This is a genomic window from Streptomyces sp. HUAS CB01 (assembly GCF_030406905.1).
Lineage (GTDB): Bacteria > Actinomycetota > Actinomycetes > Streptomycetales > Streptomycetaceae > Streptomyces > Streptomyces chengbuensis.
This window is the reverse complement of record NZ_CP129137.1, coordinates 3,862,333-3,887,885: the sequence shown is the minus strand read 5'-3', so window position 1 is coordinate 3,887,885 and position 25,553 is coordinate 3,862,333. Positions and strand designations below refer to the sequence as shown.

Genomic DNA, 25,553 nt, shown 5'->3' with positions numbered 1-25,553 from the left:
GGCTATTCCGCGGTCGCGGAGTTCACGCGTTCCGGAGAAGCCGGCGATGGTCCGCCGTTACGCCGCGCGGGGACCAACTCCCCTCCCGCCGGGCGTAGTTGACACCGGCCGGGGCCAAGGGGCTTTGCGGGAAATAGAGACGCCCGGTCGCTGGCGACGGGGGATGCACCAGCGACCGGGCTTCCAGAACGGTAACAAGAGATCTGCTGTTCGCAAATTCGATCTCGGGTATTCGGACAGGGAATTACCGGACCGTAGGGGCCGTTGTGACACGGATCACTGACTGCGGGGCGGAAGCGTCATGGCCCGGCGGGCGGCGGACGAAGCCGCCGCCCGCCCGCGGTCGTCGACCGCGCGACGACCGCGGGGAGGGGGTTCCCCGGTCAGCTGAGCGTGACCTGGCGGTTGGTGAGGCCGCTGCGGGCCCGGCGCTCCTCGCCCGTGAGCGGGGAGTCCGTCGCGAGCGCCTTGGCGAGCCGCTCGGCGAACTCCGCGGCCGGCTTCTCGCACTCCTCGGCACCCATGCCGCTCGGGAGGTCCCAGACCGGGACCACCAGGCCGTGCGCACGGAACGACCCGACGAGGCGCGTGCCCTCCCCGAGGGTCGACGCCCCGGCCGCGTGCAGCCGGGCGAGCGCGTCGAGCAGCCGCTCCTCGGTGTGCGGCATGACCCAGCGCAGGTGGTTCTTCTCCGGGGTCTCGCACCAGTAGGCGGCGTCCACGCCGGACAGCTTCGCGGTCGGGATCGCGGCCGCGTTGGCGCGCTCCAGCGAAGCCGTCACCTCGGCGCTCGTGGTCTCGACCGACTCCGGGATCCAGAACTCGAAACCGCTGTGGACGACCGGCTCGAACGGGGCGTCCCCGGCGATCAGGTCCTGCAGCCGCGGGCCGTCGGCGGGGGCCCGCCCCGGCGGTACCGCGTTGCCGGGCTTCGTGGTCAGCGCGCGCTGCAGGGTGTCGGCGAGGTCCCGGCTGAGGTCGCCGGAGGGCGTGTCGTTCTGCAGGGCGAGCAGGACGGAGCCGTCCTCACGGCGCAGCGCGGGCCACGCCATGGGGAGGACGGTCGCGAGCGTGAGCGACGGGACGTCCTCGGGCAGCCCGTCCTTGAGGGTCAGGGCGACGGTGGCGGCGGGCACCAACTCGCGGAGGGCGACCCAGTCGCCCTCGCCGGGGAGCCCTTCGAAGGGGCGCTGGACCAGCTCGGTCACGGCGTGTGCGGCGGCCCGCCCGTGGCAGGCCTTGTAGCGACGGCCCGAACCGCAGGGGCAGGGCTCGCGGGCGCCGACCACCGGGATCTCACCGTCGGTGACCTGTGGCTGGGCGGCGGCCTTCGTCTGGGGGCGCTTCTTGGCCATGATGTGGCTTTCTCCCGATGACGGCGTGCTTGTCTCGGGCGCGAGCCTAGCCGTTGCGGCCGTGGCAGCGGTCGCAGCGGCACTTCACGTCGCGTGGCCGCACTCGCCGGACCCGGCGGCAAGCCGGTCCCGGGCTGTCCGCGGACGACCGGCGGCGGGCGGTGCCGTGCCGGGTACGTCGGACGACTGCCCGGACAGGCTGACGGGCCACGCCGTCCCGGGGCTCAGTCCACGTCGTCGTAGGCGTCCGCGAACTCGAAACCGGGGCCGGTGACGCGCGTAGCGAAATCGTCGCGACGATGCCCTTCGGTGACGAGCACCCACACGGTGACCTCGCCGGTCGCGCTGTCCCGTACGCCCCAGTCCCGGGCGAGCGCGCTGATGATGTTGAGTCCGCGGCCGCCGTGCGCGGTCACCGAGGGCGTCGACGGAACCGGGCGGGTGGGACCGCCTCCGTCCGTCACCTCGACGGTCAGCCCGCCGGACGGGTCGAGACGCCATGCGGCGCGGATGTCGCCGTCACCGATCTCCGCGTGCCCGAGCGGTCTGCCGTGCCGGCAGGCATTGCTCAGCAGTTCGGAAAGGATCAGAACGGCATCGTCGACCACCGATTCGGACACCCCGCTGCGCCGCAGTTGCTCACGCATCCGGTGCCTTGCCTCACCCACGCCCGCAGGGCCATGGGGTACGGCCATGCTCGACGACGTGGGCACCTCCTGTGCCACCACCAACGCCACCCCCGAGACCTCCTTCGCCCCACGCCACGGTGTGGATGCCCCGACGGCCTGGACCGGAAACCGGCCAATCCGCGTCTGGTGACGCACTCGTCACGCTCGCCCACGAATCGAACGCGCCGGTGCACTCCCTGTAGCGGTGCGGTCGCGGTGTGCAGTGACTCCGGGGCCGGTCCGGTCGTCGACCTCAGGGGCGGCCCAGCCGGGAGAGGACCTGCTTCGGGCGGTTGGTGATGATCGCCTCGACCCCGAGGTCCACGCAGAGGTCCACATCGGCCGGTTCGTTCACGGTCCAGACGTGCACCTGGTGACCGGCTGCGTGCAGCCGCTCGACATAGGCGGGGTGGTTGCGCACGAGCCGGATCCCCGGGCCGGCGATCCGGGCCCCCGCCGGCAGCCGCGCCTCGCGCGCACGGAGCGGGAGGAACTGCATCAGGTACACGGTCGGGACGGTCGGCGCCGCGTCCGCGATCCGGTGCAGCGACCGGGCCGAGAAGCTCATGACGCGCACCGGGGACTCGTCGGGTGCCGCCGGTGCGTCCAGGCCGAAGCGCTTCAGCAGATGGAGCAGCCGCTCCTCCACCTGTCCGGCCCAGCGGGTCGGGTGCTTGGTCTCGATGGCGAGCTCGATCCGCCGTCCCGCGTCCGCCACCAGTTCGAGGAGCCGCTCCAGGGTCAGCACGGAGGTGAAACAGGGGTCCCTCCAGTCCGGGCTCTCCTCGCTGTCCCTCCAGGAGCCGAAGTCGAGAGCGGCGAGGTCCGCGAGTTCCAGCGCGGAGACCGCGCCCCGGCCGTTGGAGGTGCGGTTCACCCGCCGGTCGTGGACGCAGACGAGATGCCCGTCCGCCGTGAGACGCACATCGCACTCGAGGGCGTCCGCCCCGTCCTCTATGGCTCTCACGTAGGCGGCCAGGGTGTGTTCGGGGGCGTCCTCCGAGGCGCCTCGGTGGGCCACGACCTGGATCCGGTGCTGAGTCACCGCGTCATGGTGTCATCGTCGAAAAGCGCGCGTCCCGTCCCTGTCCGCAATGTCCGGGATAAGGAACGGCGCACGGACGCACAGGTCCTGCTTACAGTGGCCTGACAGGCTGTGGGAAAAGCTGACTGCAGCGCATCGGTGCGGTGCCGCGCGACCGCGGGCCGCCGAATCGTGGAATCGAGGAAGAGGAAGCTGTGAGCACTGAGAACGAGGGCACCCCGGCACACGCGGGCCCGTCCGTACCTCCTGTGCCGGCGGCTGCTCCCGAAAGCGCTGCCGCGCACGCGCCCGCCGCCGCGGACGCCCCCACGCAGCCCGGCCGGGCGCTGCCCCCCGAGCCCCCGGCGCCGCCCACCGCCCACGGGTCCGTCCCCGGGGACCACTCCCCCACAGCCCCGTACCCGCAGGGCGCCTGGCCGCCTCCCCCGCCGCCGGTCCAGCACTGGGGCGAGCCCGCTCCGCAGGGGCCGCGCAGGCGGTCCGGCGGGATGATCGCGTCCGTCCTCGCCGCAGCGCTCGTCGCCGGCGGCGTGGGCGGTGGCATCGGCTACTGGGCCGCCGAGCGCAACGACGGCGGAGTCTCGACGACCGTGGCCGCGGGCGACGCGCCCGCGGGCTTCAAGCGCGATCCCGGCACGGTCGCCGCGGTGGCGGGCAAGGCGCTGCCCAGCGTCGTCACGATCGAGGCGAAGTCCGGGAGCGGCGAGGGCGAGGGCGGCACGGGCACGGGCTTCGTGTACGACAAGGAAGGCCACATCCTCACCAACAACCACGTGGTGGCCTCCGCCGCCGACAGCGGCACGCTCTCCGCGACCTTCTCCAACGGCAAGAAGTACGACGCCGAGGTCGTCGGCCGGGCCCAGGGCTACGACGTGGCGGTGCTGAAGCTGCGGAACGCGCCCGCCGGGCTCACCCCGCTGGCGCTCGGCAACTCCGACCAGGTCGCGGTCGGCGACTCGACCATCGCGATCGGCGCGCCCTTCGGCCTGTCCAACACGGTCACGACGGGCATCATCAGCGCCAAGAACAGGCCGGTGGCCTCCGGCGACGGCTCGGGCGGCAGGAACTCGTACATGAGCGCGCTGCAGACCGACGCCTCGATCAACCCCGGCAACTCCGGCGGTCCGCTCCTGGACGCGCGCGGCGCGGTCATCGGCATCAACTCCGCGATCCAGTCCGCGGGCGGCGGCAACGGCTTCGGGCAGCAGTCCCAGGCGGGGTCCATCGGCCTCGGCTTCGCCATCCCCGTCAACCAGGCGAAGAACGTGGCGGACCAGCTCATCAAGACGGGCAAGCCCGTCTACCCCGTCATCGGCGCGACGGTGAACATGACGGACAAGGGCGCCGGCGCGACCATCGCCGAGGAGGGCGCGGGCGGCACGGCGTCCGTCACCCCGAACGGTCCGGCGGCCAAGGCGGGGCTCCGGCCGGGCGACGTCATCACCGAGTTCGACGGCAAGCCGGTCGACAGCGGCCCGACCCTCATCAGCGAGATCTGGACCCACAAGCCCGGCGACAAGGTCCGGATCACCTACGAGCGGGACGGCCGGGAGGTCACGGCCACGGTCACGCTGGGCGAGCGCGAGGGCGACGGCTGACGCGGGCGCACCACCGGCGCCCGGCGAGTCGGACCACCGGTGGACGGACGGGGCGAAGGGGCTGCCGAGCGGATCGGCAGCCCCTTCGTCGTGCGGGACGTCCCGGGCGGTCTCCCCGTGGCCGGTCGCCGCGGGGGAGCCGCGCGGGGCTTACGGGTGCAGCACCACCTTGGTGTAGCCCTCGACCCTCTTGTCGAACTTCTCGTACGCCGACGGCGCCTGGTCCAGCGGCAGTTCGTGGGAGACGACGAAGCTCGGCGTCGCCCTGCCCTCGATGATCATGTCGCGCAGGTACCGGTTGTAGCGCTTCACGTTGCACTGACCGGTCCCCATCTTCAGGCCCTTCTCGAAGAGCTTGCCGATGGCGACGCTGAGCATGCCGCGCTTGGACTGCTCGTCGGGGCCGCCGGGGTCGGACGGTACGTACAGCCCGGGTACGCCGAGCATTCCGGTGGGCCTGACGGTGCCGATGAGCGAGTTGAGCACGGTCGCGGGCTCCTCGCGTCCGGTGTCGCGCACCGTCGCCTGGTAGCCGACCGCGTCCACGCCCTTGTCGGTGCCGATGCCCTCGGTCTGCTCCTTGATCTGCTCCACCGGGTCGCCCTCGGCGAAGTTGATCGGTGTCGCGCCGATCTCCCGTGCCTTCTCGAGGCGTTCGGGCACCCGGTCCACGACGAAGACCTTCTTGGCGCCCCGCAGCAGGGCCGAGTACGCGGCCATCAGGCCGACCGGACCGCCGCCGTACACGGCGACGCTCTCGCCCGGGCGCACCTGGGCGAGTTCACAGCCGTGGTATCCGGTGGGGAAGATGTCGGCGAGCAGGATGAAGTCGGTCTCGTGCTCGTTTCCCGCGGGCAACTTCAGGCAGTTGAAGTCCGCGTAGGGGACGCGCAGGTACTCGGCCTGGCCGCCGGGCCAGGGGCCCATGGCGACGTAACCGTATGCGCCGCCCGCGAAACCGGGATTGACGGTCAGACAGAACCCCGTGAAACCCTCCACGCAGTTCATGCAGAAACCGCAGGCGACGTTGAAGGGCATGACCACTCGGTCGCCCTGCTTGAGCGAGGTGACGCCGTCACCGATTTCCTCGATGACCCCCATGTTCTCGTGACCGAAGACGATGCCCGGCTCCGCCGCGGTACGGCCCTCGTACATGTGCAAGTCGGAGCCGCATATCGCGGTGGAGGTGACTCGTACGATCACGTCGTTCGGGTGGTGAAGCCTCGGCTTCTCGACGTCCTCGATGGCCACCTCGAACGGTTCCTTGTACACGACGGCTTTCATGGCTGTGACCTCCGCTGGGCGATGCGTGCGTGACTGCGGCCCCCCGCCCCCGCCCTCCTTTCGCTTGTGACTCACTTGTGGCACACATCTCATGATTCTCCGGCCCGAGGGATCGGACAAGCCGGTAATCTCAGGAGGAATACCCGCCCCGGGTGGCGCCTTGAGGTGTCGCACCGAGTCAAAGCGAGATGGAGGGCGAGAAAGTGGCAGCACAAAGGCTAGGGACCCTGCTCGTCCCCGTACCGGGCCTCTCCGGAGCCACGTACCCGGCCGGTACGACGGTGACGGTCCGCGGTCGTGGCGCCACGGTGGATGCCTTTGTCGACGGCGACTGGCTTCCTCTGTCGTGGTGGGAGTTCTCCGACGGCCTCCGCGAGGACATCGCCGACCGCTGAGCCACTGAGCCGCCGTCGAGCGGCGACTGAGCTTCCCGGAAAGGGCGGCCGGATATTCCGGGCGCCCTTTTCCCGTACCGTACGTCACCACTCTCTGCGCGGTGTCGTTCCGGGAAACGACGTCAACAGCGGAAGGGCCCCGGACCGGTACACCCGGTCAGGGGCCGTTCGCTTGCGGTGGGTGTGGGATTTGAACCCACGGTGACTTGCGCCACGACGGTTTTCAAGACCGTTCCCTTAGGCCGCTCGGGCAACCCACCTCCGCCCCGCGTCACCTGCTGCGGAGCGGGCTACAGCCTACCGGCTCGGGGATCTCCCGTGAGGCGGCCCGGGAAGAGTCGTCCGGCGCCCGGACTCCTTGGCTGCTCCACGGAGACCGGCCGGAGCCGGTGGTCGCGGTCACCGCCGGGAGACGGCCCGCTCCCCGGGACCGGGGTGCGTCAGGTGCCCGGCTTGCGGCCGTAGACGAAGACGTCGTCGCCCTTGCGGAGCATGCTCCAGTACGTGGCCGCGTCCTTCTTGGTCATGTTCACGCAGCCGTGCGAGCCGGGCGGGGCCCAGACGCTGATGCCGACGGAGTGGAACGCCTGGCCGCCGTCGAAGAACTGGCTGTACGGCATGGGCACGTTGTACAGGCTCGACACGTGGTCGATGTTGCGCCAGTAGATCTTCTTCAGCCCGGTGCGGGTCTCGTGGCCGTTGCGACCGGTCCGGACCGGCACCGGCCCGTAGGCCAGCTTCTTGCCGTCCTGGATCCAGCTGAGCTGGAGCGTCAGGTCGACGCAGGCGATGCGGCCCTTGTTCGTCGGGCACTTGCCGGCCTTGTTCGGGTTCTTGCCGACGGCCTTCTGCCTGTTCATGAGGTCCATGACGCCCCAGGTCACCGGCCCCGCCAGGCCCGCGTTCGGGCTGATCGAGTGCTTGGTCTGGAAGGCCTGGATCGCCTTGCAGTCGGCCGGCGACTGCTTCCCGTCCACCGGGCGGCCGAGGAACTTCTCGACCTGCTTCTGGTACGCCCCCGTCTGCGTCGTGCACGACGCCGCGTGCGCGGGCGTGCTCCCCATCGCCACGGTGAGCGGGGCCACCAGGGCGGTGGTCCCGAGTGCGACGGCTACCCGTCGGCGAATGTCCCCCACGTCGGTCGACTCCTTCTGCGCGTGGTCCCTGTGCGGTCCCTGTTCCGCCTGGTAGACGGCGCAGGGGAGAGGGGAGTTGCACGGGGGAAGACGACGGTTCCGTAACGGCGGACGATCAAGGAAGGACGGCGAGCCCGCCCTGTCGGCGGCGCGGGCGGGCCTCCCGTACGAAGGCCACCCCCGCACGACAGGGCACCCGCACGACGGGGTACTCGCACGACGGGATACGCGGGCGACGGTGTGCTCGGGCCCGCCGCCGTCTCCGGGACGCGGCGTTGCGCCGGGTGTCGCCGAACCCCAAGGTGGAGAGGTCAGAAGGGCGGCACGGTCCCGCGAGTCCGGACGGCGCCGCACCGACCGGAGGAGGAGGCCATGGCCACACCCGGGAGCACGTCGGGGACCGCCCCCGTGGTCCGGCGCCGTCCCGAACCGGCCGACAGCCTGGTCTGGGAGCCCAGCGACCGCTGGGTCCGCGGCACGAAGGGCGGCGTCACCGTGGTGGACAGCCGCCGTCCGGTTCTGGTGTGGGAGCCCGGGGTCCCCGTGCCGGTCTACGCGTTCCCGGCCGAGGACGTCCGGATGGACCTGTTGCGGAGGTTCGAGCGGCCCCCGGGCCGGCGTCACGCGGGGGCGACCGAGTTCTACGACCTCGTGGTGGGCGACGAGGTCGTTCGCTCCGCGGCCTGGGGCTGCCCCGGCGAGGAGCTGGCGGGCCGCGTGTGCTTCGCCTGGTTCGGCCGTGAGGTCCTCGACCACTGGTACGAAGAGGAGGAGGAGATCTTCGTGCACCCACGTGATCCCCACAAGCGCGTCGACGCGCTGCCCAGCACTCGCCATGTCCAGGTCGAGATCGAGGGCACGGTCGTCGCGGACACGCGGGCCCCCGTGCTGCTGTTCGAGACGGATCTGCCGGTGCGCTACTACTTCCCGCGCGAGGACGTGCGCCTCGACCTGTTCACGCAGACCGACACGAGCACCCGCTGCCCGTACAAGGGAGTGGCGACCGAGTACTGGTCGTGGGCGGGTGAGGGCGACGTGCGGCCGGACATCGCCTGGAGCTATCCCGATCCGCTGCCGGCCGTGGGCGTCATCAAGGACCGGATCGCCTTCTACGACGAGTTCGTCGACGTCATCGTCGACGGTGAGCGGCAGCAGCGTCCGGTCAGCGTGTTCAGCAGACGCTGAGGGCATGCGCGGAAGGGCGCCCCCGCCCGTCGGTAGCGCCCTTCCGTCGTCTCCGCGTCGCCGCGGTCAGGAGGCGGAGTCCGCCTTCCGGCGGCGGGCCGCGAGGATCGCGCCGGCGCCGAGGGCCACGGCCGCGCCGGCCGCGGCGGCGAGCTGCGGCACGGCCGAGGAGGAGCCGGTGCTGGCGAGGCTGCCGCTCGTGGTGGTGAGCGGCTGGGTGGTCGTGGTCTGGGTCTGCGTGCCCGTGCCCGTGCTGGACGACGGGGAGGGGGACGGGGCGGCCTTGTCGGTGACCTCGAAGTCGTACGGGGTCAGCTTCGGCGAGCCGCCGCAGGAGCCGTCCGTGTTGACGTAGTCGGCCGCGATGAACGCGGCGCCCGCAGCGGCGGGAGTGCCGGCGTCGACCGTCAGCCGCAGCTTGATGTCGGCGTGGGCGCCGGCCTTCAGCGGGCTGACGGAACCGGCGGTGTAGTCGTCGCCGGCGTCCGTCCAGGTCTGGGTGGCCGTCGACCACTGCAGGTGCATCCGGTCGTCGATGGGCGCGTAACCGCCCTTCTCGATCGCGTGGAAGTAGACGAACGGCCAGGCCTCGTCGAGGGTCCTGTCCGTGCCGTTGGTGATGCGGAGCTTCATCTCGACGGTCGAACCGGCGGTGATCTTGGCGGGCAGTCCGGAGAGGGTCGCGGTGAGCTCGCTCTCGGGCTTGCACGGGACCGGGTCCTGCTCCTCCAGGGCGTCCTCGAGGGCCTTGTCGGCGGCCTTCTTGGCCTCCAGGGCCTTCTTCACGGCCTCCTCGGCCTTGCCCCACGCGCGCACGGCGGCGACGCGGGCGTCGTCCAGGGCGGTGGCGGCCTGCCCGGCCTTCTCGTCGGCGGCGGTCTTGGCGGCCGCGGCGGTCCCGGCCGCGGCGGCGGCGTCCGCGACGGCCTTCTCGGCGGCGGCCTTCTCCTCCGGGCCGGCGGTGTCGGGCAGCGCGGCGAGCGCGGCCTCGGCGTCGGCCAGGGCCTTGTCGGCGTTCGTCTTGGCGGTGGCGGCGTCGGCCGCCTTCTCCTTCGCAGCCCTGGCCGCGACGGCGAGCGGGAAGTCGTCGGCGAGCGCTGCCTCCATGGCGGCGAGCGCGGCCTCCTCCGCGGCGACGGCGTCGTCGTACGCCTTCTGCGCCTCGGCGGCGGCCTTCTCCAGTTCCTCCAGGGAGGGCGTGACGGCCCGCTCCCCGGCGGCGCGGAGCTTTCCGGCCAGTGCGGCGTTGCGCAGGACGCCGGCGTGCGATCCGGCGTCCTCGGCGGTGACGGGGGTGGTGACCGAGGCGGCGGCCGGTCCGGTCTCGGCGAACGCGGGCGAGGCGCCGAACAGTACGGCGGGCGTGGTCACGGCAGCGGCGACGGCCGTTGCCACGGTGCGGCGGAGTGTCACGAGCACCTTTTCTGGGGTCCGGGGCGGCGTACGGGAGCATGGGCAGCCACCGCGGTTTCCCTCACGCAGGCGACTGGTCGGTGGTGATCGTATGACTGCCGCCTGCGGTACGGAAGCAAGTTGCGTGCGGGGTGGGCGACCTGACGATGTCTCACAGGGCCGGCGAAGTGCTCAACTCGGGCAGTTGCCCTCGATTGACGTGTTTCTTCTGTGAGGCATATCACTTCGCGTGGGGCGGGTTGCCCGTGTCCCGCTGCCGGCCACCGCCGGAGCCGAGTGGGCGCCGGCGGTGCCACGGGTTCGGTGCCGGTCTTCAGCGGCCCGTCAGCCGCGCCGCAGACGCGATCGTCGCCCGGGCCTCGTGCTCGGTCAGACCGGTGCGCACGGCGGCCTCCGTCAGCGCGTCGGCGAGGGTCTCGCCGATGCCGTTCTCGTAGGCCCGGCAGGCGGCCCAGAAAAGCCGGGTGTTGCGCTGCCCCTCGTGGGCGGCGAGCACGAAGTGGACCAGGCCCTCGCCACGCGGAGCGCGGGCGGGCGCGGGAGGGCGGGGGCGCGCCGGTGGTGCGATCAGCCGCAGCAGGGCGTCGGGGCACGGGGCGGGGGGCAGCTCCGCCGAGCCCGGTGCGAGCCGGTACGCGCCGTGCGCCGACACCGAGCCCGGGCCGACGAGGTAGCCGCCGGCGCCGCGGACGTCGATGCCGGGGGCGAGGCGGCTCGCCGAGTTCGGCACCACCACGTCGGGCGGGCCGGTCAGCCACAGATGGCGGCCGCCGCTCGGCGTGACGACGGTGACCGTCTCCGGGACCCTGAACAGGTGCCGCAGCGCCAGCTGCCGCAGCGCCGCGACCGAGTCCGTCGCGCCGGTGGCGGCGGTCCGGACGTCCAGGTCGATGCCGATCAGATGGTGCGGCGGGCGTCCGCAGGCGATGCCGTACCCCGTGGCCCACGGCGCGGCCGAGAAGAGCGCGCGCACGGCGGCGGGGTCGGCCGTGGCGTCGTGCACGCCGTGGCCGGGCAGGCCGCACTCGCCCCGGCAGCGGGCCGGTTCGGGGTCCAGGCGGTGCGGTGACGGCAGGGCGGGCAGCTTCGTGGGGGACAGGGGAATCACGGGGAGCCCGCGCTCGGCGGCGGAGAGCGCGTGGGCGAGGGCCAGGGTGGCGGTGTGCCGGTCGGTGATGGCCATGGCTCCATGTTCGTACGAATGTTCGAGTAAGGGAAGAGGGGGAGATTGGCCGAAAATGTGCCGTAACGCTTTTCCTCTTGAGGGGGGCGGGTTTCGCGCCCCTCGGGCGGTTGAGCTGCGAGATTCGCGCCATGGTGAGGGTTTGTCGACATGTCCTCACGCTTGAGGGCGAATCCCCCCTTCCGGTGTGGTCCGCCGGGGATCCGCTGGGCAACTCTGGATGCGCGACGTCGTGAAGATCGATCGGGGCGGTCGGCCAACCGCCTTGTTTCCAGCCGTAGTTCCGCACGTCCCGTGTGCCGCTGCCCGGTGCACTTCCAATGCTTCGGAGGAATCGACATGGCAAGCATCCGTACCGCCCGCGCCCTGGCGGCCGTCGCCGCGCTGCCCCTGGCCGCCGCCCTCTTCGCGGGTGTGGCGCACGCCGACAACGGAGCCTTCGCGGGCGACGGATCGAACGCCGCCGTGGCCACCATCAGCGGCAGTGGCGTGGGCGGTCACAACCTCGGCAACTCGACGACCACCCAGCAGGTGGCCACCGGCGCCGGTGCGTCCAACCAGAACAACACCGCCAGTGTTAACGGGTCGGCCTTCACGGCGATCGACCAGTCGAACGAGAACATCGCCATCACCTTCCTGCCGCTCTGGTAGCGGCGCCGCCCGGGGAGCGGACGACCGAGGGTGAACGACGGCCTGCGTGGCGGTGCTGCGGCATCGGCGCGCGGGCCGTTCGCCGTTCGCGGAGCCGGCGTTTCTCCCGGGGCAGGCTGGGGCGACGCACCCTTTGCGGAAGGCGCCGGGGCGGCCGGGGTGGCCGTCCCGCAGGGTGACGGGCGCTCATGACCTTGACAGCCGACCCTATCTGACGGACAGTCAGAAACCTTGCTCCTGCGCCAGAACCCACCCTGCGCCGCCCGGGAGGCCGCCGCCGTGCACCTCGCCCCGACCCAGCGCCAGCAGCGGCTGCGCGCCGAACTCCGCTCGTACTTCCGCGCCCTCATGCCGGACGGTCCCCCGGCGGCCGACGACCGCGCGGAGCAGCGCCGGCTGCTCCGGCGCACAGGGGCCGACGGCCTGCTCGGGCTCGGATGGCCCGTCGAGTACGGCGGCCGGGGCCGGGGCCCGGACGAGCAGTTCGTCTTCTTCGACGAGGCGTACCGCGCGGGCGCGCCCGTCTCCATGGTCACCCTGAACACGGTCGGACCGACGCTGATGACGTACGGGACGGACGAGCAGAAGGCGTTCTTCCTCCCCCGGATCCTGCGCGGTGACCTCGTCTTCGCCATCGGCTACACCGAGCCCGAGGCCGGGACGGATCTCGCGGCGCTGCGCACGAAGGCGGTGCGGGACGGGGGCGACTGGCTCGTCAGCGGGCAGAAGACATTCACCTCCAACGCCCAGAACGCGGACTGGATCTGGCTGGCCTGCCGCACCGATCCCGAGGCTCCCAGGCATCGGGGCATCTCGGTCCTCCTGGTGCCCACCGATGCGCCGGGCTTCTCCTGGACCCCGATCGAGACGGTCGGCGGGCTCACGACGACGGCGACGTACTACGACGGCGTCCGGGTGCCGGCCACCCGCCTCGTCGGCGAGGAGAACGGCGGCTGGGGACTGATCACCAGCCAGCTCAACCACGAGCGGGTGGCGCTCGCCGCGATCGGCATGCAGGCGGAGGACTTCGCGGCCGAGGCGCTGGAGCGGGCCCGCACACCCGATCCGGTGACGGGCCGGCGGGCGATTGACGAGTCCTGGGTGCGTTCGAGGCTGGCCGAAGTGCATGCCCGGCTCGCGGCGACGCGCCTGCTCAGCTGGCGTCTGGTGGGGGATGTCGGGGCCGGCCGGCTCGCCCCGGGCGACGCGAGCGGCGTGAAGTTCATGGGAACCGAATCGGCCGTCGAGGTCTATCGGATGTGCCAGGAAATCACGGGCGAGGCGGGGCTGGTGAGGGCCGGTTCACCGGGCGCCGTGGGGGACGGGGAGCTGGAGCGGATGAACCGTGCGGCACAGATCAACACGTTCGGGGGCGGGGTGAGCGAGGTGCAGCGGGAGCTCGTGGCCACGATGCGGCTCGGTATGCGGAGGGGGAAGCGGTGAGCGAGGACGAGCTGTATCCGCGGCTGAAGGAGTACGAGGGCCGCAGTGCCTCGGCCTCCGGCGTGGGCAAGGACCCGGTGAACGAGCCGATGATCAGGCACTGGTGCGAGGTGATGGGCGACCGCAACCCGGCGTACGAGGGCCCCGACGCCATCGCTCCGCCGACCATGCTCCAGGCGTGGACGATGGGCGGGCTGTCCGGCCACGCGGGCCGCACGGGCGCGCACGACGGGCTGTTCGCGCTGCTCGACGGCGCCGGCTTCGCCGCGGTGGTGGCGACGGACTGCGAGCAGGAGTATCTGCGACCGCTGCGGCCGGGACACCGGATCACCTTCGACTCGGTGATCGAGACGGTCTCGCCGCGCAAGACCACCAAGCTCGGCACGGGCTACTTCGTCACGACCAGGATGGACATCCGGGCGGACGGCGAACTCGCGGGGACACACCGATTCCGCATCCTCAAGTACGCACCGGCGGCCGGGAGACGGCCGGTGCCCCGGCGCCCCCGCCCGGTGGTCAACCGTGACAACGCCGGATTCTGGGAGGGCGTCGCCGGGCACCGGCTGCTGATCCAGCGCTGTGCCTCGTGCGCGAGGCTGCGCTTCCCCTGGCTGCCGGGGTGCGGCGGCTGCGGCTCGGCGGAGTGGGACACGGTCGAGGCCGAGGGCTCGGGGACGGTCTACTCGTACGTGGTGATGCACCATCCGCGCTTCCCCGCCTTCGGCGGGGCCGACGAGGGCCCGGACGGGGCGGGTGCGGACGGGGGTCCGTACGCGGTGGGACTGATCGAGCTGGCCGAGGGCGTGCGGATGGTCAGCAATGTGATCGGGGTGCCGTACGACAAGGTGCGCATCGGGATGCCCGTCCGGCTGGAGTTCATGAGGGCCGACGAGGAGCTGGAGCTGCCGGTGTTCCGGGTCGCGGGGGCGGGCTGACATGGACTTCACACCGACCGAGGAGCAGACGGCGGCCCGTGATCTGGCCGCGGGCATCTTCGGGGACCTGTCCACCCCCGAGCGGCTCGCCGCCGCCGGGTCGGGGACGGACGGCGAGCTGTGGAAGGCGCTGTGCGCGGCCGGACTGACCTCGGCAGTGGAGGACGTCGGACTGCTCGGTCTGGTCCTGCTGCTGGAGGAACAGGGACGTACGACCGCGCAGGTGCCGTTCGCGGTGAGCTGTGTGTACGGGCTGCTCGCCGTGGGCCGGCACGGCACGCGGGAGCAGCGCGCCCGCCTGCTGCCGGCGCTCCGGGACGGCTCGGCCGTGGCGACCGGCGCCTTCCCGGACCGGGGAGCGGTGCGGGCGGGCGCCGACGGCCGGCTGACGGGTACGACGGGCTGGGTGCCCTGGCTGCGGGACGCCACGCACGTCCTGGTGCCGGACGCGGACCGGCGCCTCTGGCTGGTGCGGGTGGCGGACGCCGGGACCGTCCCCGTGGTGACCACCGCTCCCTGGGCCGCGGCCGAGCTCCGGCTGGAGGCCACGCCCGCCGAACGGCTCGGGAGCGTCGGGGCGTACGGGGATGTGCTCGCCGCCGCCAGAGTCGCGTACGCCGGGCTCCAGGCCGGGGTGTGCGCGGGCTCGCTCGCCCGGGCCGTGGCCCACACCTCCGTGCGGGAGCAGTTCGGGCGCCCCCTGTCGACCCGTCAGGCGGTCCAGCTCCGGGCGGCGGACGCCCATATGGACACGGAGGCGATCCGGGTCACCGCGTACGAGGCGGCATGGCGGTTCGACGAGGGGTTGCCCTGCGCCTCCCATGTGCTCACGGCGGGCTGGTGGGCGTCCGAGGCGGGACGGCGGGTCGTTCACACCGGCCAGCATCTGCACGGCGGTATCGGTGCCGACCTGGACCACCCCGTGCACCGGCACTTCCTCTGGGGCCGGCAGATCGACGCCCATCTGGGCTGCGGCGCCCGGTTGCTGGACGAACTCGGTGCGGTGCTGGCCGACGAGGAGCACGAGGAACACGACGAACCCGCCGGGCACGACGAACCCGCCGGGCACGACGAACCCGCCGGGCACAGCGAACCCGGCAGGCTCGGCAGGCGGTCCGGGCACGAGGAGCGGCGCGGGCACGAGGAGCAGGGCGACCAGGAGGAGCAGGAGGAGACGGCATGACTGCGAGCGGCACCACGGCCCGCGGCCCGCGTGCGGGCGACGAACTGCCCCCGCTGACGGTTCCGATCACCCGCACGCTGATCGTCGCGGGTGCGATCGCCTCCCGGGACTACCAGGACGTGCACCATGACGCGGAGCTCGCCCGGGAGAAGGGCTCGCCCGACATCTTCATGAACATCCTGACGACCAACGGTCTCGTCGGGCGCTACATCACGGACCACTTCGGCCGGGGGGCCGTGCTCCGCCGCGTGGCGATACGGCTCGGCGCGCCCAACCACCCCGGCGACACTATGACGTTGACCGGCACGGTCACCGAGGCCGACGGGGACACGGCGGTGGTGCGCGTGGTCGGGGCCAACGGCCTCGGCCACCACGTCACCGGCACGGTGACCGTCGCCCTGCCCGGGGAGGCGGTGGCGTGAGCCTGCACGGGGCCGACTCGCTCGGCGGCCGGGCCGCCGTCGTCGGCATCGGCGCGACGGAGTTCTCCAAGGACTCCGGACGCAGCGAACTGAAGCTGGCCGTCGAAGCGGTGCGGGCCGCGATCGACGACGCGGGTCTCTCGCCCGCCGACGTCGACGGCATGGTCACGTTCACCATGGACACCAGCCCCGAGATCACCGTCGCCCAGGCAGCCGGGATCGGTGAGCTGTCCTTCTTCTCCCGCGTCCACTACGGCGGCGGCGCCGCGTGCGCGACCGTGCAGCAGGCGGCCCTCGCCGTGGCCGCCGGCGTGGCCGAAGTCGTCGTCTGCTACCGGGCGTTCAACGAGCGGTCGGGACGGAGATTCGGCTCGGGGGTGCAGCAGCGCGAACCCTCGGCGGAGGGCGCGGCCCTCGGCTGGAACCTCCCCTTCGGGCTGCTGACCCCGGCGTCCTGGGTGGCCATGACGGCCCGGCGCTATCTCCACACCCACGGGCTGACGCCGGAGGCGTTCGGGCAGGTGGCCGTGACCGCCCGGCGGTATGCGGCACGCAACCCGGCGGCGTACTTCCACGGAAGGCCCATCACCCTCGACGACCACGCGTCCTCCCGCTGGATCGTCGAGCCGCTGCGGCTGCTGGACTGCTGCCAGGAGACCGACGGCGGCCAGGCCCTGGTCGTGACCACGGTCGAGCGGGCGAGGGACCTGCCGCACCCGCCCGCGGTCGTGGTCGCCGCCGCCCAGGGCGCGGGCCGCGCCCAGGAGCAGATGACCAGCTACTACCGCGACGACCTCACCGGACTGCCCGAGATGGGTGTCGTCGCCCGGCAGCTCTGGCGGAGCTCCGGCATGGGTCCCGCCGACATCGACGTCGGCATCCTCTATGACCATTTCACCCCGTATGTTCTGATGCAGTTGGAGGAGTTCGGCTTCTGCGGACGGGGTGAGGCGGCGGAGTTCGTCGCGGCGGACACGCTTCCCCTGAACACGCACGGGGGCCAGCTGGGCGAGGCGTATCTGCACGGCATGAACGGCATCGCGGAAGCGGTCAGACAGCTGCGGGGCACCTCCGTCAACCAGACGGCCGGGGCGGCCCACGTGCTGGTCACGGCCGGTACGGGCGTTCCGACCTCGGCGCTGGTCCTCGGGGCGGACGGATGAGACGCCGGCCCACGGGACCCTGAGGCGGAGTCGAGGCCTCCTCCACCCAGAGGAGGTGCGGGCCGCTTCACCCCTACAACCTGAGGCGGATCCGGGTTCGGGACCTGGGGCCGATCCGGCTGGGAGGCCCCGCTCCTAGCGTGGAGCCATGACCACGCCAGTCTGCACGACCGCTTCCAGCGCCGCCGTGCCGCCGACCTCCTACACGTCGTTCTCGTCGTACGTACGGGCGCGGGGGCCCGTGCTGCTGCGGACCGCCCGCTCCCTCACGGCCAACCCGAACGACGCCGAGGATCTGCTGCAGACCGCGCTCGCCAAGACCTATGTCGCCTGGGAGCGCATCGAGGACCACCGGGCCCTCGACGGGTACGTCCGCCGTGCGCTGCTCAACACCCGCACGTCGCAGTGGCGCAAGCGCAAGGTCGACGAGTTCTCCTGCGAGGAGCTGCCCGAGCCCTCCGGACCGCCGCCGGCCGACCCGGCCGAGCGGCAGGTGCTGCACGACGCGATGTGGCGGGCCGTGATGAGGCTCCCGGAGCGGCAGCGCGCGATGGTCGTCCTCAGGTACTACGAGGATCTCAGCGAGGTGCAGACCGCCGAGGTGCTGGGCGTCTCCGTGGGCACGGTCAAGAGCGCGGTCTCGCGGGCGCTCGGAAAGCTCCGTGAGGACCCGGAGCTCTCCCCGGTCCGCTGAGCTTTCTTACCCGGGGGTAGTGACATACCGAGTGGTATGTGCGCAGAATCTGCACACCCCTTAGAGCTGTGCGCCCACCGGGAGGACGCCGTGCTGAGCACCATGCAGGACGTACCACTGACCGTCACCCGCATCCTGAACCACGGGACGACGATCCACGGAAGTTCACAGGTCACCACATGGACGGGCGACGGCGAGCCGCAGCGCCGCAGCTACCGTGAGATCGGCGAGCGCTCGGCCCGGCTCGCCCACGCCCTGCGCGACGATCTGGGCGTCACCGGTGACGAGCGGGTCGCGACCCTCATGTGGAACAACGCCGAGCACGTCGAGGCCTACTACGCGATTCCCTGCATGGGCGCGGTCCTGCACACGCTCAACCTGCGACTGCCGGTCGAGCAGCTGGTGTTCATCGTCAACCACGCCGCCGACCGGGTCGTGATCGTCAACGGTTCGCTGCTCCCCCTGCTGGCGCCCCTGCTGCCCCACCTGCCCACCGTCGAGCACGTCGTGGTCTCGGGCCCCGGCGACCGCTCGGTGCTGGACGGCGCCGCCGCCCGCGTGCACGAGTACGAGGAACTGCTCGCCGGGAAGCCGGCCACGTACGACTGGCCGGAGCTGGACGAGCGCTCGGCGGCCGCCATGTGCTACACCTCCGGCACCACCGGCGACCCCAAGGGAGTGGTGTACTCCCATCGCTCGATCTATCTGCACTCCATGCAGGTCAACATGGCCCAGTCGATGGGTCTGACGGACGCCGACACGAGCCTCGTCGTCGTTCCCCAGTTCCATGTGAACGCCTGGGGCCTGCCGCACGCGGTGCTGATGTCCGGCGTGAACATGCTGATGCCGGACCGCTTCCTGCAGCCGGGCCCGCTCGCCGAGATGATCGAGTCCGAGCGCCCGACGCACGCCGCGGCCGTGCCCACCATCTGGCAGGGCCTCCTCGCCGAACTCACCGCCAAGCCGCGCGATGTGAGCTCGCTCACCCAGGTCACCATCGGCGGTTCGGCCTGCCCGCCGTCGCTGATGGAGGCGTTCGACTCGCTGGGCATGCGGGTCTGCCACGCCTGGGGCATGACCGAGACCTCGCCGCTGGGCACCATCGCCCGGCCGCCGGCCCACGCGGTCGGCACGGAGGCGGAGTTCGGCTACCGGCTCACCCAGGGCCGCTTCCCGGCGGGTGTCGAGGCACGACTGCGCGGCCCGGGCGGGGAGTTCCTGCCGTGGGACGGCGAGTCCGCGGGCGAGCTGGAGGTACGCGGTCCCTGGATCGCGGGCGCGTACTACGGCGGTGCGGCCGGCGAACCGCTGCGCCCTGCCGACAAGTTCAGCGAGGACGGCTGGCTGAAGACCGGTGACGTCGGCGTCATCGGCCCGGACGGCTTCCTCACGCTCACCGACCGGGCCAAGGACGTCATCAAGTCCGGCGGCGAGTGGATCTCGTCCGTCGAGCTGGAGAACGCGCTGATGGCGCACCCGGAGGTGGCCGAGGCGGCCGTCGTGGCCGTACCGGACGAGAAGTGGGGCGAGCGCCCGCTGGCGACGGTGGTGCTGAAGGACGGTTCGACCGCCGACTACGTGTCGCTGAAGGAGTTCCTGGCCGGGCGGATCGCCAAGTGGCAGCTGCCCGAGCGCTGGGCCATCATCCCGTCCGTGCCGAAGACCAGCGTCGGCAAGTTCGACAAGAAGGTGATCCGCCGGCAGTACGCGGACGGCGAGCTCCAGGTCACCGAAGTGCGGTAGGCAGCCCCGGCGTTCGGCCCGGAGCGCATCGCGCACCGGGCCTGGCCGCGTGCGCCCGCGGGTGCCGCCGTGCCCGGCTCCGTGCGGCGCCCGCTGCGGGCCGAGGCCGCTCCGTGCCGCGCCGGGTCCGTCGCCGTCGGTGGTCGGGTATGTGCGGCGCCGGGTCCGTGCGCCGTCCGCACAGTGCGCCGGCGTCCCTGGGCCGTGGGTCCGTGTGGAACCCCGGGCGCGTTCTGCCTCCCGGCGGCGGATCGGTGCCCCGGGCGCTCCGGGGTGCCGGACGCCCGGGACGCGGCGGCTGTGAGGTCCCCGCTGTGGTCGCCGGCGTCGGCGGCCCGTCGCAGCCGCCGGTCGCCGATTGCGGTGCTTGCCCTGCGCGGCGGGTGTCGGGGGCGTGTGGACCTCGGGCACGGTTTCGCCTCCCGGCGGCGGATCGGTGCCCCGGGCGCTCCGGGGTGCCGGACGACGGGTGCGTGGGCGGTCGTGAAGACCCGGCTGTGGTCGCCGGCGTCGGCGGCCCGTCGCAGCCGCCGGTCGCCGATTGCGGTGCTTGCCCTGCCCGGCGGGCGCCACCCGCCTGCCCGGCGCTAGGCCGACCCGCGACGCCTGGCACGCACGCTCGCTGCGTTGTCGGAGTCGTCCAGGTACGTCCAGTACGAGGATGATCCTGCGCCGTGCGATCGCACGCACCGGACGCCGCAGGCCCCGCCCTGCGGGCGGACGGAGCTGCCTCCGCGCCCCGCCCTAGTTGGTGCCGATCTTCGCCAGCAGGTCCACGATCCGGCCCTGGACCTCGGCGCTCGTGGACCGCTCCGCCAGGAAGAGGACGGTCTCGCCCGAGGAGAGCTTCGGCAGCTCCGCCTGGTCGAGCCCGGCCGAGGTGTAGACGACCAGCGGGGTGCGGTTCAACTGCCCGTTCGCGCGCAGCCAGTCGATGATCCCGGCACGGCGGCGGCGCACCTGCATCAGGTCCATCACCACCAGGTTCGGCCGCGTCTGCTGGGCGAGCGCCACCGCGTCCGCGTCGGTCGCGGCCCGCGCGACCTGCATCCCGCGCCGTTCCAGCGTGGCCGTGAGCGCGGCCGCGATGTCGTCGTGCTGCTCGATCAGCAGGACCCTGGACGGATGCTGTTCGCTGTCGCGCGGAGCCAGGGCCTTCAGCAGTACGGCGGGGTCCGCTCCGTACGCGGCCTCGCGCGTCGCCTGGCCCAGTCCGGCCGCCAGCAGCACGGGGACCTCGGCGGCCACCGCGGCCTGGCGAAGCGACTGCAGCGCGGTACGGGTGATCGGCCCGGTCAGCGGGTCGACGAAGAGCGCTGCCGGGAAGGCGGCGATCTGCGCGTCCACCTCCTCGCGGGAGTGCACGATCACCGGCCGGTAGCCGCGGTCGCTCAGCGCCTGCTGCGTGGCGACGTCGGGCGCCGGCCAGACCAGCAGCCGACGCGGGTTGTCCAGCGGCTCCGGAGGCAGTTCGTCGTCCCGGGGCAGCGGCGCAGGCCGGTTGGCGACCTCGACCGCGCCACCGGGACCGTCCAGCGGCTCCGGTCCCTCCGCGCCCTCGTCCGGGGCGCCGATCGCGTACGCCCGGCCCTCGGCGGGCGCACCGAGCCGCTGCGAAGGACCCGGCGCGGTGGCGGGCGCCGCCTGGGGCTGCGGATGAGGCCGCGCCCCCGTCTCGGACTCGGACACCTGCTGCTCGCCCTCCTGCCGGGTGGCCAGCTTGCGGCGGCGACCGGAGCCCAGCGTCTGGTTCTGGGCGGCGGCCCCCAGCGGGGACGCGGACGCGGCGGGCACGACCGGACGGTTCTGCTGCTGGGCGATCTGCTGGGCGAACGGCACGCCCTGACCGAGCGTGCGCACGCTGAACGCCCTGCCCTGGGATGCATCGGGGTCGACCGGCTCCGGGGCGGGCACCGGAGCGGTGGTCCCCCTCGCCGGTGTCGTCGTCCGCTCGGCGGGCACCGGCGCCTCGGCGGGCAGTGGCTGGGCGGCGGGCAGTGGCTGGGCGGCGCGGCGCGCGGCGGGCTCGGCCGGGACCGGAGCCGCCGGAGGCAGCGGTACGGAACCGGTGTCCCCGCCGGGACCGGCGTTCGCGGCGTTCGTCCGCGGAGCCGCTGGCGGAACCGGACCGGATGCGGTGGGTGTCGCGGGTCCGGCCTGCGCGGGGATGCCCTGCCCCGGCGTCCCGGCCTCGGGCGGGCGGGCACGCCGGCGCCCGGTCGGCACGGGATGCGGCTGCGGCGGGGTGTGATCGGCGTCCGGCTCGGGGCGCACCTGGTCGTGGCGGCTCTCGTCGACGGCGGAAGGCGCCGGGGTACGGTCGGCCTCCGCGGGCGGCAGTGCGAACGGGCCCCTCGGCTCCTCGGCCGGGGCCTGCCGGTCGTTGCCCGTCGCGAGCGCGCGCCGGGCCCGCCGACCGCCCTGCTGCCCACCGGTCCCGGCACCCGTGCCGGACCCCGCTCCCGTGCTTGCGGGCTCCAGCGCGGCCATGCCCTGACCGCCGTGCTGAACGGTGCCCTGCGCCGTGGCCGCGGGGGCGTCCGGGGCCGGGCCGGCCGGCGGCAGAGCGGGAAGCGCCGGCTGGGCGCGCCGGGCCCGCCGCCCGGTGCCCTGCGCCGCGGCTTCCGGGCCCACGCCCTGGGGCGGGACGGTGTCGCCCAGCGCCGGGCGGCCCGCTCCGGCCTCCGCCGCGGTCACGACCGAACCGCCCTGCGCGGCCGGGAGGGCTGCCAGCTCGGCCTCGGCGGGGCTCGGCCGGCCGCGCCGCCGCCCCGTGCCTCCGCCGCTGGTCGGCGTCCCCGCCTGCTCGGCGCCGCCGGGGCCGGCCACGCCTGCGCCGCTCGTGCCCTCGCCCGAGTCGGCGTCCGTGCGCGCCCGGCGCCGCCCGGAGGGCTCGGCGGACGGCGATGCGCCGTCGGGACCCGTCGGGCTCTCCAGGAACGCGTCGGTCGAGGCCCGCCGCGCGCGCCGCCGCCCGCCGCCGGTCGTGGCCTGCGCCGGGAGGGCCGTCGGTCCCTGCTGCTCGGGGGCCGCCGCCGGGGGCGCCACCGTGCCGGCGCCGCTGCCGAGCGGCAACTCCAGGACGTAGGCGCTGCCGCTCATGCCCGGTACCTCGTGCGTCTGCAGCACGCCGCCGTGCGCGGTCACGATGCCGCGGACGATGGGCTCGTGCACCGGATCGCCGCCGGAGTGCGGACCGCGCACCTCGATCCGTACGACGTCGCCGCGCTGCGCCGCCGCGACCACGATGGTCGAGTCGACGTACCCGGCGCCGGGTACCACCCTGGCCTTGCCCGTCGAGTCGACGCCGGCGACGTCGGCGACCAGATGGGCCAGCGCCGTCGCCAGCCGAGCGCCGTCCACCTCGGCCTCGATCGGCGGGGCGTGCACCGCGAACTGCGCCCGCCCGGGGCCGATCAGCTCGACCGCGCCCTCGACACCGGCCGCCACGACCGCGTCGAGGAGGACGACGTCCTTGTGCAGCTGCTCCGCGCCGGCGTCCAGCCGCTGGAAGCCCAGGACGTTGTCCACCAGCGTCGTCATCCGGGCGTAGCCCGCGGCCAGGTGGTGCAGGACCTGGTTGGCCTCCGGCCAGAGCTGCCCTGCCGGATCGGCGGCCAGCTTCCCGAGCTCGCCGCGCAGCTCCTCCAGGGGCCCGCGCAGGGCGTCGCCGAGCACCGCGGCCAGCTGGGTGTGCCGGGCGGCCAGCGAGGCCTCCCGCTCGTCCCGGGTCTCGATCTCCGCGGCGTACTGCTCGGTCCTGTCCGCGATCTCGGCGGTGTGCTTCTCGGTCAGCTCCGCCAGTTCGGCCGCGTGCTGCTCGTCCCGCTCGGCCATGTCGGTCGCGTACTTCTCGTCGCGCTCCGCGATGTCCCTGCTGTACTTCTCGTCCCGTTCGGCGAGCTCCGCGGCGTGCCGCTCCGCCTGCTCCTCGTAGGGCCGACGGTCGGTGAACGTCATGACCGCGCCGACCAGCTGCTCCCCGTCCCGCACCGGAGCGGTCGTCAGGTCGACGGGCACCGGCTTGCCGTCCTTGGCCCACAGCACCTGCCCGCGGACGCGGTGCTTGCGCCCGGACTTGAGCGTGTCGGCGAGCGGCGACTCCTCGTACGGGAAGGGTTCGCCGTCCGGGCGGGAGTGCAGGATCAGCGGGTGCAGATCCTTGCCGCCGAGGTCGCTGGCGCGGAAGCCGAGGATCTGGGCGGCCGCCGGATTGACGAGGACGACGCGGCCGTCCGTGTCCGTGCCGACGACACCTTCGGCGGCGGCGCGCAGGATCATCTCGGTCTGCCGCTGGGAGCGCGCGAGTTCGGCCTCGGTGTCGACGGTGCCGGAGAGGTCGCGCACGACGAGCATCAGCAGTTCGTCGCCGGTGTAGCCGCTCCCGACGCCGGGGGAGTCGTACGCCTCACGGCCGTCCTCGAGGCTGGCGCTGGTCACCTCCACGGGGAACTCGCTGCCGTCGGTGCGGCGCGCGACCATCCGGGTCGGCTTCGTGCGGCCGCGTTCGTCGGCGGAGTCGGGGCGGCGCATCGAGCCGGGGATCAGCCTGGAGTCGAACGCCGGCAGCAGGTCGAGGAGCCCGCGCCCGACGAGCGCGGTACCGGGGGCCTCGAACATTTCGAGGGCGATGGTGTTGGCGTTGACGACCGTGCCGTTGCAGTTGACGAGGACGAGCCCGTCCGGGAGGGCGTCGAGTATGGCGGCGAGGCGAGCAGCGCCTCGGGATGGCCTGCTGCTCACGACGACGCTTCCTCCCTGACCTACAGCATCTTGCGGCGGACGGCCGGGGCCATCTTGCCCTCGCGGCCGCAGCCTGTCACTGGAGGGAGTCTAAGGGCTGGGGAGGCGGCCGCGGCGGTGGATGAGGGGGAGCTCTCACCAAGGTTCTGTGTACACACAGTCGCCCCGGGGCCCCCGGCAGGCCCTCTGACCTGGGCGGGGCCGGGCCGCCCGGAGTGCTGGGTTCCGCTGTGGGACGTCAAGCGGGCGTGGGCCGGGGCGTTGGCGGAAACCCCCGGGACGGATGACGCGCGGCTCCCGACAGGGGGCCGTCCGGGTGGGGCCGGCCCGGGACCGGCGGTCCCCGCGCCGGCGCTCAAGGGCGCCTCCGCGCCCGGAGCAGCATCCGGGAAGGACCGGCGGGCGCCGGCCCGGAGGCACCGTCCGGAAGGCCGGAAGCGTCGGGCGGGAAGGGAAGGAGCCGGGCCGGGAAGAGGCCGGCAAGCGCCGGGCCGGGAAGGGGCCCGGGCAGCCTCAGCGGGGGCGGAGGGCCGGGCTCCCGCCGGGGCGCCCGGCGGGACTCCCTCAGCGGTGGGTCACGTCCGGGGCGCCGGGGCGTCGTCCTGGCGTGCGGTCGGGAGGACCGGCTCCAGGGTCTCCCAGCGGCGGATCTCGCAACCGTTCGTGCGGTCGAACGTCGCGTCGACGGTCTGGCCGCGCCAGGTCCCGGTGATCCGCGCGGTGGCGGGGCCGCCGTGCTGCATCGTGCACATGGTGTCCTCGCCGACGGGGCTGAACGGGTCCCGCTGGTCCGTCGCGAACTCGGACAGCCGCTCGCAGGCGGCCTGCGCCTCGGGGTGCGAGCCGCCTGCCGGACCGCCCGCCGAGCCGCACGTCAGCTCGTACGTGCCGTCGGCCTGGGGGTTCCCGGTCTCCGAGGTGGTCACGGTGAGCCGGTCCCCGGGCGCGGAACGGTCCGTACGTTCCGGCTGGCCGGGTTCGAGCAGCGGCAGCGGGATCGGCGTGTGCGGGGCGGCACCCGCGGTCGGCACGGCCGCGGTCAGCGCGGCGAGGGAGGCCGTGGCCGTCGCGGCGACGGTGAGGACGAGGCGGCGCAGCATGCGTTCTCCTGGAAGCGAAGGTCTTGGGGGCGGGGCCCCGCTTCGGGGGACGGCGTCCCGGCATCTCTAACGCTCCGCGTGCCGGGGCGTTGCGCAACCCTGGGTGGGCCGATCGGGGGGTGTGCGCGTCTTTGCCCAGGAGCCCGGGCGCCTAGTACCGTGGGGAGCGATTGGTGACACCCCACCCGGCTGTGTCATCATCTGCACGCACCAC

At 73.2% G+C, this 25,553-nt stretch carries 20 protein-coding genes and 1 tRNA gene; 11 read left to right on the top strand and 10 right to left on the bottom strand.

All coding sequences use genetic code 11. The features are described 5' to 3' along the window. Positions 1-383: 383 nt before the first annotated feature. From QRN89_RS17230 to QRN89_RS17220, 3 genes are all read right to left on the bottom strand, one after another. On the bottom strand, positions 384-1,355 hold the full coding sequence (locus QRN89_RS17230) for a DUF5926 family protein (RefSeq protein ID WP_290350315.1): 972 nt from the start codon (positions 1,353-1,355) through the stop codon (positions 384-386). Between the two features lie 224 nt (positions 1,356-1,579). Beyond that, positions 1,580-2,179 carry an ATP-binding protein gene (locus tag QRN89_RS17225; RefSeq protein WP_290350314.1) on the bottom strand — a complete coding sequence of 200 codons (600 nt, stop codon included), beginning with the start codon at positions 2,177-2,179 and terminating at the stop codon, positions 1,580-1,582. A 97-nt stretch (positions 2,180-2,276) separates the two neighbouring features. Next, the gene (locus QRN89_RS17220) at positions 2,277-3,044 is read right to left on the bottom strand and encodes a glycerophosphodiester phosphodiesterase (protein ID WP_290353743.1); all 768 of its coding nucleotides are present in this window, start codon (positions 3,042-3,044) and stop codon (positions 2,277-2,279) included. 218 nt (positions 3,045-3,262) lie between these two features. Between QRN89_RS17220 and QRN89_RS17215 the strand changes: the two genes are divergently transcribed. Then, entirely contained in the window at positions 3,263-4,666 is a 1,404-nt protein-coding gene (locus QRN89_RS17215) for a S1C family serine protease (RefSeq protein ID WP_290350313.1), read from the top strand. A 150-nt stretch (positions 4,667-4,816) separates the two neighbouring features. On the opposite strand, the gene QRN89_RS17210 is transcribed toward QRN89_RS17215, so the two are convergent. Further along, positions 4,817-5,950 (bottom strand): glutathione-independent formaldehyde dehydrogenase, encoded by a 1,134-nt coding sequence (locus tag QRN89_RS17210; RefSeq protein WP_290350312.1) that lies wholly within the window; start codon positions 5,948-5,950, stop codon positions 4,817-4,819. 203 nt (positions 5,951-6,153) lie between these two features. Between QRN89_RS17210 and QRN89_RS17205 the strand changes: the two genes are divergently transcribed. Next, a complete protein-coding gene (locus QRN89_RS17205; protein WP_026165024.1) occupies positions 6,154-6,345 on the top strand; it encodes a hypothetical protein in 192 nt (63 codons plus the stop codon). A 175-nt stretch (positions 6,346-6,520) separates the two neighbouring features. On the opposite strand, the gene QRN89_RS17200 is transcribed toward QRN89_RS17205, so the two are convergent. Next, a tRNA-Ser gene (locus tag QRN89_RS17200) sits at positions 6,521-6,605 on the bottom strand. A 180-nt stretch (positions 6,606-6,785) separates the two neighbouring features. Continuing rightward, on the bottom strand, positions 6,786-7,481 hold the full coding sequence (locus tag QRN89_RS17195) for a L,D-transpeptidase family protein (RefSeq protein WP_290350311.1): 696 nt from the start codon (positions 7,479-7,481) through the stop codon (positions 6,786-6,788). Between the two features lie 372 nt (positions 7,482-7,853). Between QRN89_RS17195 and QRN89_RS17190 the strand changes: the two genes are divergently transcribed. Then, complete coding sequence (locus QRN89_RS17190) at positions 7,854-8,666, top strand: DUF427 domain-containing protein (protein ID WP_290350310.1); 813 nt, start codon at positions 7,854-7,856, stop codon at positions 8,664-8,666. 66 nt (positions 8,667-8,732) lie between these two features. On the opposite strand, the gene QRN89_RS17185 is transcribed toward QRN89_RS17190, so the two are convergent. Both QRN89_RS17185 and QRN89_RS17180 read right to left on the bottom strand, forming a co-directional pair. Then, a complete protein-coding gene (locus tag QRN89_RS17185) occupies positions 8,733-10,079 on the bottom strand; it encodes a hypothetical protein (protein ID WP_290350309.1) in 1,347 nt (448 codons plus the stop codon). A gap of 313 nt (positions 10,080-10,392) precedes the next feature. After that, the gene (locus QRN89_RS17180; protein ID WP_290350308.1) at positions 10,393-11,262 is read right to left on the bottom strand and encodes a bifunctional DNA primase/polymerase; all 870 of its coding nucleotides are present in this window, start codon (positions 11,260-11,262) and stop codon (positions 10,393-10,395) included. Positions 11,263-11,601: 339 nt separating this feature from the next. Here QRN89_RS17180 and QRN89_RS17175 point away from each other — a divergent pair, with 339 nt between their 5' ends. From QRN89_RS17175 to QRN89_RS17140, 8 genes are all read left to right on the top strand, one after another. Then, a complete protein-coding gene (locus QRN89_RS17175) occupies positions 11,602-11,913 on the top strand; it encodes a hypothetical protein (RefSeq protein WP_093655459.1) in 312 nt (103 codons plus the stop codon). Between the two features lie 279 nt (positions 11,914-12,192). Further along, a complete protein-coding gene (locus tag QRN89_RS17170) occupies positions 12,193-13,356 on the top strand; it encodes an acyl-CoA dehydrogenase family protein (RefSeq protein ID WP_290353742.1) in 1,164 nt (387 codons plus the stop codon). Further along, entirely contained in the window at positions 13,353-14,291 is a 939-nt protein-coding gene (locus QRN89_RS17165) for a bifunctional MaoC family dehydratase N-terminal/OB-fold nucleic acid binding domain-containing protein (protein ID WP_290350307.1), read from the top strand. Before QRN89_RS17170 ends, QRN89_RS17165 begins: the two co-directional genes overlap by 4 nt. Position 14,292: 1 nt before the next feature. Beyond that, the gene (locus QRN89_RS17160) at positions 14,293-15,474 is read left to right on the top strand and encodes an acyl-CoA dehydrogenase family protein (RefSeq protein WP_290350306.1); all 1,182 of its coding nucleotides are present in this window, start codon (positions 14,293-14,295) and stop codon (positions 15,472-15,474) included. Continuing rightward, a complete protein-coding gene (locus tag QRN89_RS17155) occupies positions 15,471-15,896 on the top strand; it encodes a MaoC family dehydratase (protein ID WP_290350305.1) in 426 nt (141 codons plus the stop codon). The genes QRN89_RS17160 and QRN89_RS17155 overlap by 4 nt, the downstream gene beginning before the upstream one ends. After that, positions 15,893-17,059 (top strand): lipid-transfer protein, encoded by a 1,167-nt coding sequence (locus QRN89_RS17150; protein WP_290350304.1) that lies wholly within the window; start codon positions 15,893-15,895, stop codon positions 17,057-17,059. Before QRN89_RS17155 ends, QRN89_RS17150 begins: the two co-directional genes overlap by 4 nt. 148 nt (positions 17,060-17,207) lie before the next feature. Further along, positions 17,208-17,753: a SigE family RNA polymerase sigma factor gene (locus QRN89_RS17145; RefSeq protein WP_290350303.1), complete on the top strand. Its 546-nt coding sequence runs from the start codon at positions 17,208-17,210 to the stop codon at positions 17,751-17,753. A 90-nt stretch (positions 17,754-17,843) separates the two neighbouring features. Further along, positions 17,844-19,496, top strand: a complete 1,653-nt coding sequence (locus QRN89_RS17140; protein ID WP_290350302.1) for a long-chain fatty acid--CoA ligase — start codon at positions 17,844-17,846, stop codon at positions 19,494-19,496. Between the two features lie 744 nt (positions 19,497-20,240). On the opposite strand, the gene QRN89_RS17135 is transcribed toward QRN89_RS17140, so the two are convergent. Next, positions 20,241-24,239, bottom strand: a complete 3,999-nt coding sequence (locus tag QRN89_RS17135; RefSeq protein ID WP_290350301.1) for a PAS domain-containing protein — start codon at positions 24,237-24,239, stop codon at positions 20,241-20,243. 575 nt (positions 24,240-24,814) lie between these two features. Then, positions 24,815-25,339 (bottom strand): SSI family serine proteinase inhibitor, encoded by a 525-nt coding sequence (locus tag QRN89_RS17130; protein ID WP_290350300.1) that lies wholly within the window; start codon positions 25,337-25,339, stop codon positions 24,815-24,817. Between the last annotated feature and the right edge of the window lie 214 nt (positions 25,340-25,553).

Excerpts from the sequence above, each read along its gene's own strand:
- QRN89_RS17230 (WP_290350315.1), bottom strand. The coding sequence starts at position 1,355 with ATGGCCAAGAAGCGCCCCCAGACGAAGGCCGCCGCCCAGCCACAGGTC.
- QRN89_RS17210 (WP_290350312.1), bottom strand. The coding sequence starts at position 5,950 with ATGAAAGCCGTCGTGTACAAGGAACCGTTCGAGGTGGCCATCGAGGAC.
- QRN89_RS17190 (WP_290350310.1), top strand. The coding sequence starts at position 7,854 with ATGGCCACACCCGGGAGCACGTCGGGGACCGCCCCCGTGGTCCGGCGC.
- QRN89_RS17180 (WP_290350308.1), bottom strand. The coding sequence starts at position 11,262 with ATGGCCATCACCGACCGGCACACCGCCACCCTGGCCCTCGCCCACGCG.
- QRN89_RS17175 (WP_093655459.1), top strand. The coding sequence starts at position 11,602 with ATGGCAAGCATCCGTACCGCCCGCGCCCTGGCGGCCGTCGCCGCGCTG.
- QRN89_RS17160 (WP_290350306.1), top strand. The coding sequence starts at position 14,293 with ATGGACTTCACACCGACCGAGGAGCAGACGGCGGCCCGTGATCTGGCC.
- QRN89_RS17155 (WP_290350305.1), top strand. The coding sequence starts at position 15,471 with ATGACTGCGAGCGGCACCACGGCCCGCGGCCCGCGTGCGGGCGACGAA.
- QRN89_RS17145 (WP_290350303.1), top strand. The coding sequence starts at position 17,208 with ATGACCACGCCAGTCTGCACGACCGCTTCCAGCGCCGCCGTGCCGCCG.
- QRN89_RS17130 (WP_290350300.1), bottom strand. The coding sequence starts at position 25,339 with ATGCTGCGCCGCCTCGTCCTCACCGTCGCCGCGACGGCCACGGCCTCC.